10 protein-coding genes are annotated in these 8,511 nt (G+C 38.5%); 9 read left to right on the forward strand and 1 reads right to left on the reverse strand.

What is annotated here, in order from left to right; translation table 11 throughout:
• Positions 1-29 precede the first annotated feature (29 nt).
• From JJQ72_RS19835 to JJQ72_RS19845, 3 genes are all read left to right on the forward strand, one after another.
• Entirely contained in the window at positions 30-305 is a 276-nt protein-coding gene (locus tag JJQ72_RS19835; RefSeq protein ID WP_208204741.1) for a hypothetical protein, read from the forward strand.
• A gap of 91 nt (positions 306-396) precedes the next feature.
• Positions 397-1,206, forward strand: a complete 810-nt coding sequence (locus JJQ72_RS19840; protein WP_243896294.1) for an RHS repeat domain-containing protein — start codon at positions 397-399, stop codon at positions 1,204-1,206.
• Between the two features lie 13 nt (positions 1,207-1,219).
• Positions 1,220-1,699 (forward strand): hypothetical protein, encoded by a 480-nt coding sequence (locus JJQ72_RS19845; RefSeq protein ID WP_138224735.1) that lies wholly within the window; start codon positions 1,220-1,222, stop codon positions 1,697-1,699.
• A 322-nt stretch (positions 1,700-2,021) separates the two neighbouring features.
• Here JJQ72_RS19845 and JJQ72_RS19850 read toward each other — a convergent pair whose 3' ends face one another.
• Entirely contained in the window at positions 2,022-2,222 is a 201-nt protein-coding gene (locus JJQ72_RS19850; RefSeq protein WP_138224737.1) for a helix-turn-helix domain-containing protein, read from the reverse strand.
• Positions 2,223-2,388: 166 nt separating this feature from the next.
• Here JJQ72_RS19850 and JJQ72_RS19855 point away from each other — a divergent pair, with 166 nt between their 5' ends.
• From JJQ72_RS19855 to JJQ72_RS19880, 6 genes are all read left to right on the forward strand, one after another.
• On the forward strand, positions 2,389-3,165 hold the full coding sequence (locus tag JJQ72_RS19855) for a recombinase family protein (RefSeq protein WP_138224738.1): 777 nt from the start codon (positions 2,389-2,391) through the stop codon (positions 3,163-3,165).
• Positions 3,166-3,299: 134 nt separating this feature from the next.
• A complete protein-coding gene (locus JJQ72_RS19860) occupies positions 3,300-4,532 on the forward strand; it encodes an IS110 family RNA-guided transposase (RefSeq protein ID WP_208204742.1) in 1,233 nt (410 codons plus the stop codon).
• Positions 4,533-4,699: 167 nt separating this feature from the next.
• Positions 4,700-4,969 (forward strand): hypothetical protein, encoded by a 270-nt coding sequence (locus JJQ72_RS19865; RefSeq protein ID WP_208204743.1) that lies wholly within the window; start codon positions 4,700-4,702, stop codon positions 4,967-4,969.
• 13 nt (positions 4,970-4,982) lie between these two features.
• Positions 4,983-5,330 (forward strand): hypothetical protein, encoded by a 348-nt coding sequence (locus JJQ72_RS19870; RefSeq protein WP_208204744.1) that lies wholly within the window; start codon positions 4,983-4,985, stop codon positions 5,328-5,330.
• Between the two features lie 486 nt (positions 5,331-5,816).
• Positions 5,817-6,593, forward strand: coding sequence for a recombinase family protein (locus tag JJQ72_RS19875; RefSeq protein ID WP_208204745.1), 777 nt, complete (start codon positions 5,817-5,819; stop codon positions 6,591-6,593).
• A 157-nt stretch (positions 6,594-6,750) separates the two neighbouring features.
• Positions 6,751-7,986 carry an IS110 family RNA-guided transposase gene (locus tag JJQ72_RS19880; protein ID WP_208204746.1) on the forward strand — a complete coding sequence of 412 codons (1,236 nt, stop codon included), beginning with the start codon at positions 6,751-6,753 and terminating at the stop codon, positions 7,984-7,986.
• Positions 7,987-8,511: the final 525 nt, after the last annotated feature.

Genomic DNA, 8,511 nt, shown 5'->3' on the forward strand with positions numbered 1-8,511 from the left:
AAATCATTAATTTATAGTGGGAGGCTTGTATGAGAAAGTTGAGTCCTAGCCAAGAATTATTTTTCAATACTCTACAGGAAATTCAAGAAGAGGTAGTTCAGACTGCTGTGAGTAAAAGTAGTTGTGAAAATGCTGAGAGGCTATTGTATGATGTAACTTATGACACTATATATAGCATAATGGAGCTTATTGACGGTTACACAAAAGATACTCTCCAGTTAGATATCATTGAAAAAGAAAGCAAAAAGTCCTTGAAGGAAAATATCCAATTACATGATGTTTGCGTAGATTTCATCAAATCATGAAGTTGAAATAAAAGAACTAGGGGAAAACCTCTAGTTCTTTTTAACTAATTAGACTTAGGAGGATTCTCTTACCAGGCCGGCAGTATTACGTATGGATGAACGTGAAGGGCCAGACCACTCTTTATGTGGTGAATCCGCATGCAGAGTACAGCCAGCTGCTGCTGGAGACGGCAGAGTGAGCGCCGCCTATGTCTACGGGCTCGGCCTGATTGGCCGCGAGAGCGCAGACGGGCGCTACCAAAGCTACCATTACGATCTGCGCGGCAGTACAACACGGCTCACAGATGAAGAAGGCGACGTCACCGACCGCTACACCTATGGCGCATTCGGCGAACTTGTGAAGCACGAGGGCACGACCCGCCAGCCGTTCGCCTACAACGGCTGCGATGGTGTACAGACTGACATCAACGGCCTTAACACCATGCGCGCGCGATACTATAACCCGGACATCAAGCGGTTTATGAACCGCGATGTGCTGCGAGGAGAAGTGAGCCTGGGGCTCAGCATGAACCGCTTCGCGTATGTAAACGGCAATCCGGTGACGTTTGTGGACCCGCTGGGGCTGGATGCGATTCAGGCAGGGAAGAATAAGGGTAAGGGTAAAGTTGATGATTTTGCTAAGGAACCTTTCTTACCAGATGAAGCATATGGAAAAAATCTTCCTAAGTTTGTTGAACCAGGAACTAAGAGTCTCAACAAGTATGATGAATTTGGTAACCTTAAACAAACTAAGTATTATGATGATTATGGTAGAGAAAAAGGTTGGGTTGACTTTACAAACCATGGGTATCCTTCAAACCATAGTGTTCCACATTGGCATGAAGTTCAATGGAATGAAAGATATCCAATAGGTGGATACAAGATTGACCACCGTATGGATACTAACATACCGTTTAAGTAAAAGAGGTGAAATTATGATTAAATTTCAATATTCTGATGGGAATAACAACAGTGATTTTATCAAGGGATTAATTAATGTTATATCCAGAGAACAAAACAATATATATTGGGGGGTAGGAGATTTAGATATTATACCAAGATATTCTGGAGACTATCCAGGTTCTGGCACCCATAAAAATAAAGAAATTGCATGGAAATTCGGGGAGAAAGTTGAAAATGAAAAAATAGTATTTTTAGAGGGAGCAACTCTTTATGAAGTTCTGGACGATACTCAAACAATTAGGAGAGGGGTATTTGTTTGCTTTTTCAATAATTACCCCTATGATTATAACTTTCGTCCAAAGGTGGAAGTTACAGAGGTTAATACCATTCAACATTCCTTATCGCATTTAGAAATAAGAATTTTAGATGGTGACATGTTTTTCATCCTAACCAAAGATAAGAAGATGATTAGTAAATTAGAAAATGAATATCCCGAATTTCTTCTTGATTAATCAATACCAAAAAACCTTGATTGGCTAATTGCCTTTCAAGGTTTCTTTTTTTTTGGTGGGGCTACCTAGTGCCGAGTAAACCAATTTTTATTAAAAGAATAAGGATAATCATCGTAAGCCCTATATGATGTTTTAACAAATAATATAGTACGTACAACACTTCAAAACGTACACCCTATATAATGAAATTCAAATCGAATAAATAACCTGAAAATTATTAGATACTACCATTCTCAACCTCTAATACCCTACCTTTGTTTTCTCCCTCCCTTTTTAAATTTTTCGCAACTTTTACGTACATAGAACGATTACTAGCGTGAGGCTACTCCACCTTAATTAACTCCTGAATGTCGATGTCTAACACTTTGCATACTGTTTCTAATGTTGATAGATAAACCCTGTCCACATTGTCTGAACAAAGATGGCTTATTGTATTAGGGCGAAGCCCTGTCATTCGCGCCAATTCACGTTGTGAAAGGTCACGTTCTTTAAGGATTTCCTTGAGTTTGATTGAAATTGGCATGGTATTTCCCTTCCCCTTCTTCATGTTACTTTTACGATACACAATAAATTTGTATCGGTAAAGGGGTTGATTGTATCGCTAAAGCCGCATACAATGAATTTATATTAAATATAGCGGCTAAGCGTTACGTTAATCTCGATTTGCGTAACGGTGAGGGGGAAATGCCATGAATGTTATCGGTTATATTCGAGTTTCGACACAAGGACAAGCAAGGGATGGATACAGCCTTGCTTACCAAGAAGATGAAATCAAAGCATATTGTCAGGCACAAGGATACACGCTTTTACGCTTGTTTAAGGATGAGGGTATTAGTGGGGCTAAAGTCGATGAGGAAGCGTTAGAAGTGGACAGATTAGGCTTTCAGGAGATGTTGGAGTATCTCTCCCGCCAAGAGGTGAATTATGTTGTCACACTGAATACAAGCCGTTTATGGCGGTCAGACATAGTGAAAGTGTTAGTTCAACGAGAGTTGAAAAAGTATGGAGTGGACATTCGGAGTATTGAACAACCGCAATACAGTATCCATAAGAAAGACCCTAGCGATTTTTTAATTAATGGCTTAATGGAGTTATTAGACCAATATCAACGATTAGAAATCTCACTAAAGCTAGGGAGAGGGCGAAACAAGAAAGCCCAACAGGGCGGTTATGCAGGAGGAAATGTCGCATTAGGCTACAAAGTGGAGAGAGGTAAGAAAAGGCTTGTCATAGATGACAGACAAGCCAGAACCGTTCAAAGAGTTTTTGACCTAAAGGAACAGTATCCTTCATTGACATTAACACAACTTGCAGAACAACTGAATGCAGAAGGACACAGAACGAAACAAGGAAAATTGTTTACGAAAGTCCAGATCAAACGGATTTTGGATAGAAAAGCGTTTTATAGTGGGTTATACCGCTATGGTGAAATAACAGTAACTGGCAAACATCAAGCCATTTTATAACGGTTAACAGATAGAGGATGGATAGGCTTTCGTACCCTTGCGAGTCTCTAGGAGACTAACGCTCGACCTAAGGTTGCCGACATTCTCTGTCTTGCTTTAATCGTTTAAATCCAAAGTAGGGGTGAGGTTTTCTGATGAAACGAGATAGGCATATTTATATAGGGTTAGATTTACACAAGTTCCAACATACAGCGGTGATATTGAATTGTTGGCATGAAAAGCTAGGGGAAATGACAATTCAAAACAAACCAATAGCTTTTCCTAGTTTATTAGAATATGTGAATAGGTATCTTACAGAAGACTTGACCCCTGTATTTGGATTAGAAGATGTGGGTGGTTATGGACGAGATTTAGCGTTGTATCTGATTGGACAAGGCTATATTGTCAAATTCGTTAACTCTTCTTTATCCAATGCGGAACGAAACAGCTATGCGATGACACAAAAGCATGATAGTTGGGACGCTCAATGTGTCGCAGATGTTTTAATTCGCAAGCTACCTTTTTTACCTGACGCTGCACCATCGGATATTCATTGGATAATCGCTCAACTTGTTGGAAGAAGAAACGCTTTAGTGAAAGCCCAAACCGCTTTGAAAAATCAACTTCATATGCAATTAAACTATCATTATCCAAGCTACAAGGATTTCTTTTCAGAAGTGGATGGGAAAACAGCACTAGCCTTTTGGGAAAGCTATCCTTCACCTTCACATTTGGAGGGGGCAACCATAGAGGACTTACGCAAGTTCCTATTAGAAGCAAGTAATAATGCTTGTTCCACTAGAAAAGCAGAACAGATACTATCGCTCGTTCAAACTGATGGAGAGGTAAAGCGTAAATATCAGACATCTAGAGACTTTATTATTCAAAGTATAGTGCGAGATATCCGTTTTAAAAAGCAGGAAATCAAGAAGGTAGACAAAGAGTTAAAGGTCACTATTCAGACGTTAGGTATGCAGCTTGAAACCATGCCAGGGATTGATACCGTTACTTCATCCGCTTTAATTGCAGAGATTGGTGACATACACCGCTTCGCTAACTCTGATAAACTAGCAAGATATGCAGGGATAGCCCCTATCAGAATGGGTTCGGGCGGTAAAGAAACGATGAAGAAAACGAAACAGGGCAATAGAAAGCTATACGATACCTTTTACAACCTAGCTGTTCAACAAGTACAGGTCTGTAAAGGGAGTAAAACACCTCGTAACCCTGTCTTTTACGCTTACTATAACCGTAAGCTAAGTGAAGGGAAGTCTAAGTCACAAGCCCTTCTCTGTATTATGAGAAGGTTAGTCAGAATTATCTATGGTATGATGAAAAATAAGAAGGCATATATCATGCCAGATCAACCTGAAACAATAGCTAGTTAACTAATATGGGTGGTGGTTCAATAACTGCCACCCTTACATAAAGTGCATTTTTAGATATTCCTAAGGGTACGGGTGAAACTGTTAGTAGCGTTAGAAAAGGATATCAATCAGGTTCAAGGTCCACCAATCTATTTTCAAAGGATAAGTTTACAAAGAAAACAGAACAAGTGACGGAGTGGAGAAGGTCTATCGACAAAGCTGACATTGGAAATCAAAGAAAGCTTTTCCTTGGTGAAGATTATGTCAAAGTCGGCGATGGAAAATGGAGAAGTTTGGATGGAGCTAGACAATTTAGAGTAAAGCCCGATGATTATTTAGGTAACCATGGTATTGGTAGACCATTAGTACCGAATACTCCTCATGTTCACTTTGAATTTCTTAATCCTAAAGGGAATAAGTTTGAAGTAATTAAAAATATCCATGTTCCACTACGGTAAAAGGATGGGGAGTATGATTAGGTTTGAAATTACAGGTAAAATATCAGCTAAAATATTATTTGATGATAGTGGTATTGAAGAGCTAATTACCCTTTTATCAGAAGTTTTATATTCAGATGAAGCGGTGATTAGAATTGAAAAGGATAGGATTTTGAAAGTTAAAAGAAATGAAGATATTAATACAATAAATTCACTTCAGAATAATTCTATTACAATAACAATGGATTCAGATGAAATAGAATATGTCATCGAACGTCTTAAAATTTGTTTTGTTGAAAAAGAGTTTTACCCAGCAGAATTTTGCGAGTTAAGATACAAGCAAAAAGATGTGACGGTTTATGCTGAATATGTTGAGCTATAGACAACAGAACACTTAAAAGATATTTATAAGGAAAGCGATAGCAAGATAGATATAATCTTTCTATCGCTTTTTCCTTTGATTTGGCTACCAATGTAAGTCTAATAAATTTATGGGGTATGTTCTTCAAACCTTTTTTAAATTTTGACTGTGACAAAACGAACAATGATTTGTTTGAGAATCGAGAGCTCATGATGGTCCTACCATCATGGAGTATCGTATTAACAGTTGGATGAACTGAACAATAACGAGAATTAGGCGAAATGACATTTTACATGGCAGGGGTACTTATGACATGGAATAGCTAACAAACTAACGAGAATGACAAAGCTCGTGGCGATAACAATGGGTAACGTGTAAGACTGTTTCTTATACTGCTTTGGCTTATAAATTTTGGGTTGTATTTTTACAAGAGACGGTCGTATAATACTCGCTATTCGTTAAAAAGCGTTACACAAATTAAAATTTATGTAACGGGAGGGTGAAAAGTTGAACGTTGTTGGGTATATACGAGTCTCAACTCAAGGACAAGCAAGAGATGGATATAGCTTGAAATATCAAGAAGATGAAATTAAAGCATTTTGTGAAGAACAAGGCTTAAACTTGATTCATATTTTTAGAGATGAAGGAATTAGTGGCGCAAAACTGAATGAAGAAGCATTAGAAATTGATAGGGTGGGCTTACAAGAAATGTTGGCTCACCTTTCGTCTGTCCAAATTGATTATGTGGTGGTGCTGAACACAAGCCGATTATGGCGGTCAGATATTGTGAAGGTGCTGATACAACGAGAGTTGAAGAAATATGGTTGTGACATTAAAAGTATTGAACAACCTATGTACAGTATCCATAAGAAAGACCCCAACGACTTTTTGGTCAATGGCTTAATGGAGTTATTAGACCAATATCAACGACTTGAAATAGCGCTGAAGCTAACAAAAGGGAGAAATAAAAAGGCAAAGGAAGGCGGATATGCAGGAGGAAGGGCGACATTTGGCTATACCAAACGAAAGGGTGAAAAAGAACTAAAAATACATAACGGTCATGCAGAAGTAGTAAAACGGTTGTTTGAGCTTAAACAGCTACATTGGAAATGGTCACTGTCTAGATTGGCAGAAGCATTAAATGATGAAGGATATCAAACAACACAAGGGAAAGCATTTACGAAAGTACAAGTGAAGCGAATATTAGACCGAGAAAGTTTTTATCAAGGGATCTATACATACGGACAAATACAAGCAAATGGGAAACATGAAGCAATAATTTAAAAGGTTACTTAAAAAAGGGAGTCATTTTCTTATAAATTACTATGTAACGATGAAAATGGATAGGCTTTCGTACCAATGCGCACCGGATGGTGAACGCTCGAACTAAGGTTGCCGGCATTTTCATTCAATAATTGACAACTGAATAGGAGGATGAACCATGCATGAAAAACAGAAACACATTTATGTGGGTGTAGACTTGCATAAACAGCACCATGTGGCAGTGATTATTAATTGTTGGCAAGAAAAACTAGATGAAATAAAGTTTGAAAATAAACCCTCTGCCTTCTCCACGTTTTTATTGAACATTGATAAACTAATAGAAGACGGATTGACGCCTGTGTTTGGCTTAGAAGATGTCGGAGGCTATGGGCGATCGTTAGCACAGTTTTTAACCGACCATGGACAGGTTGTAAAGGAAGTAAACCCAGCTCTTTCATACGCTGAACGAAAAAGCCATATGACCACACAAAAAAGTGATAGCTGGGATGCGGAATGTGTGGCTAGAATATTGGTAAGACAACTTAGCCAATTGCCTGACGCTAAACCACATGATTTATTTTGGTCGATACAACAATTGGTCACTAGAAGAAATGCATTGGTGAAAGCTCAAGGTGCTTTAAAAAACCAACTGCATATTCAATTGAGCCATCATTACCCGAGCTATAAAAAGTTTTTCTCAGAAGTAGATGGGAAAACGGCATTGGCATTTTGGAAACGATACCCGTCACCTTCAAGTTTAGACGGTGTAAGTGTGAAGAAATTGACCACTTTTTTATTAGAAGCCAGTAACAATACATGTTCAGTGAAAAAAGCGAATGAAATATTGAAGCTGATGAAAGAAGATGGACACACAGCGAAAGAACACCAAGAAACACGAGACTTTCTAGTGAGAAGCATAGTTCGAGACATTTCGTTTAAAAAGAAGGAAATGAACTATGTGGAAGGCGAATTAAAACAGTTAATGAGTTTACTAGACTTTCAACTGGACTCCATGCCAGGCATTGACCTTGTGACAGCCTCTGCATTAATTGCAGAGATAGGTGATGTAAGACGTTTTCCTAATGCCAACAAATTAGCACGATTTGCGGGGATTACACCTGTTTTCTTTGGCTCTGGTGGGAAAGGCAAGGAACATAAAAGCAAACAGGGAAATCGGGCGCTGCACGCTTTATTTTATAACCTAGCTGTACAGCAAGTGCAAGTAGCAAAAGGAAGTAAACTGCCAAGGAACGCAGTGTTCTATGCTTACTACCAACGAAAACTGAAAGAAGGCAAAACAAAAGGACAAGCATTGGTCTGCATTATGAGAAGGCTTGTAAACATTATCTATGGCATGATGAAGCACAGAACTGCCTATGAATTGCCGATAATAAAAGAGAAAGAAGTAGTTTAATAAGATTATAAAAGGCTGATTTTTTTATTTTTAGCTTTTAAGATTACAACATAGGGTATAGGAAATCCTGCACATAGTTCTACTCAATTTGATAAATTAAAAACTCATTATCAACAAAGTGAAAAGTATGGTAAGGCTGGAGTAAGAGAATTATCAGATGGAAGAATTAGATACTATGGTGAGATAACCCCAGCTTCAAAAGCTGGTGAAATGGCAGGGAGAAGAGTAGTTAGAGAATGGAACCCTACAACAGGTCTAAAAAGAACATGGCATGAAACTTTAGACCATAATGGAATGATTAGGCAAGTAAGACCTGACGTTAAATTTACAGCTGGTTCAAAAGTCCATTATCGATTTGATGGTGGTGGAAATTATATCCTAAGTTCCCGGAATTTATAACGAGGGAGGCTCTACTCCCAGTGCTCGAAATAAATCAGCCTGTTTTTGCGTTACCTCGCCCAAGATTCGACCGTGTCCAGGCGCTTCAAACCGCTCTATTGTGTCTAATTCATCCAGCAGCCCTTG

Source organism: Paenibacillus sp. F411, assembly GCF_017582705.1.
GTDB classification, from domain to species: domain Bacteria; phylum Bacillota; class Bacilli; order Paenibacillales; family Paenibacillaceae; genus Paenibacillus_AQ; species Paenibacillus_AQ algicola.

What these genes read in the sequence shown, in the direction of transcription:
- JJQ72_RS19835 (WP_208204741.1), top strand. Translation starts at nt 30, where the DNA reads ATGAGAAAGTTGAGTCCTAGCCAAGAATTATTTTTCAATACTCTACAG.
- JJQ72_RS19840 (WP_243896294.1), top strand. Translation starts at nt 397, where the DNA reads ATGGATGAACGTGAAGGGCCAGACCACTCTTTATGTGGTGAATCCGCA.
- JJQ72_RS19845 (WP_138224735.1), top strand. Translation starts at nt 1,220, where the DNA reads ATGATTAAATTTCAATATTCTGATGGGAATAACAACAGTGATTTTATC.
- JJQ72_RS19850 (WP_138224737.1), bottom strand. Translation starts at nt 2,222, where the DNA reads ATGCCAATTTCAATCAAACTCAAGGAAATCCTTAAAGAACGTGACCTT.
- JJQ72_RS19855 (WP_138224738.1), top strand. Translation starts at nt 2,389, where the DNA reads ATGAATGTTATCGGTTATATTCGAGTTTCGACACAAGGACAAGCAAGG.
- JJQ72_RS19860 (WP_208204742.1), top strand. Translation starts at nt 3,300, where the DNA reads ATGAAACGAGATAGGCATATTTATATAGGGTTAGATTTACACAAGTTC.
- JJQ72_RS19870 (WP_208204744.1), top strand. Translation starts at nt 4,983, where the DNA reads ATGATTAGGTTTGAAATTACAGGTAAAATATCAGCTAAAATATTATTT.
- JJQ72_RS19880 (WP_208204746.1), top strand. Translation starts at nt 6,751, where the DNA reads ATGCATGAAAAACAGAAACACATTTATGTGGGTGTAGACTTGCATAAA.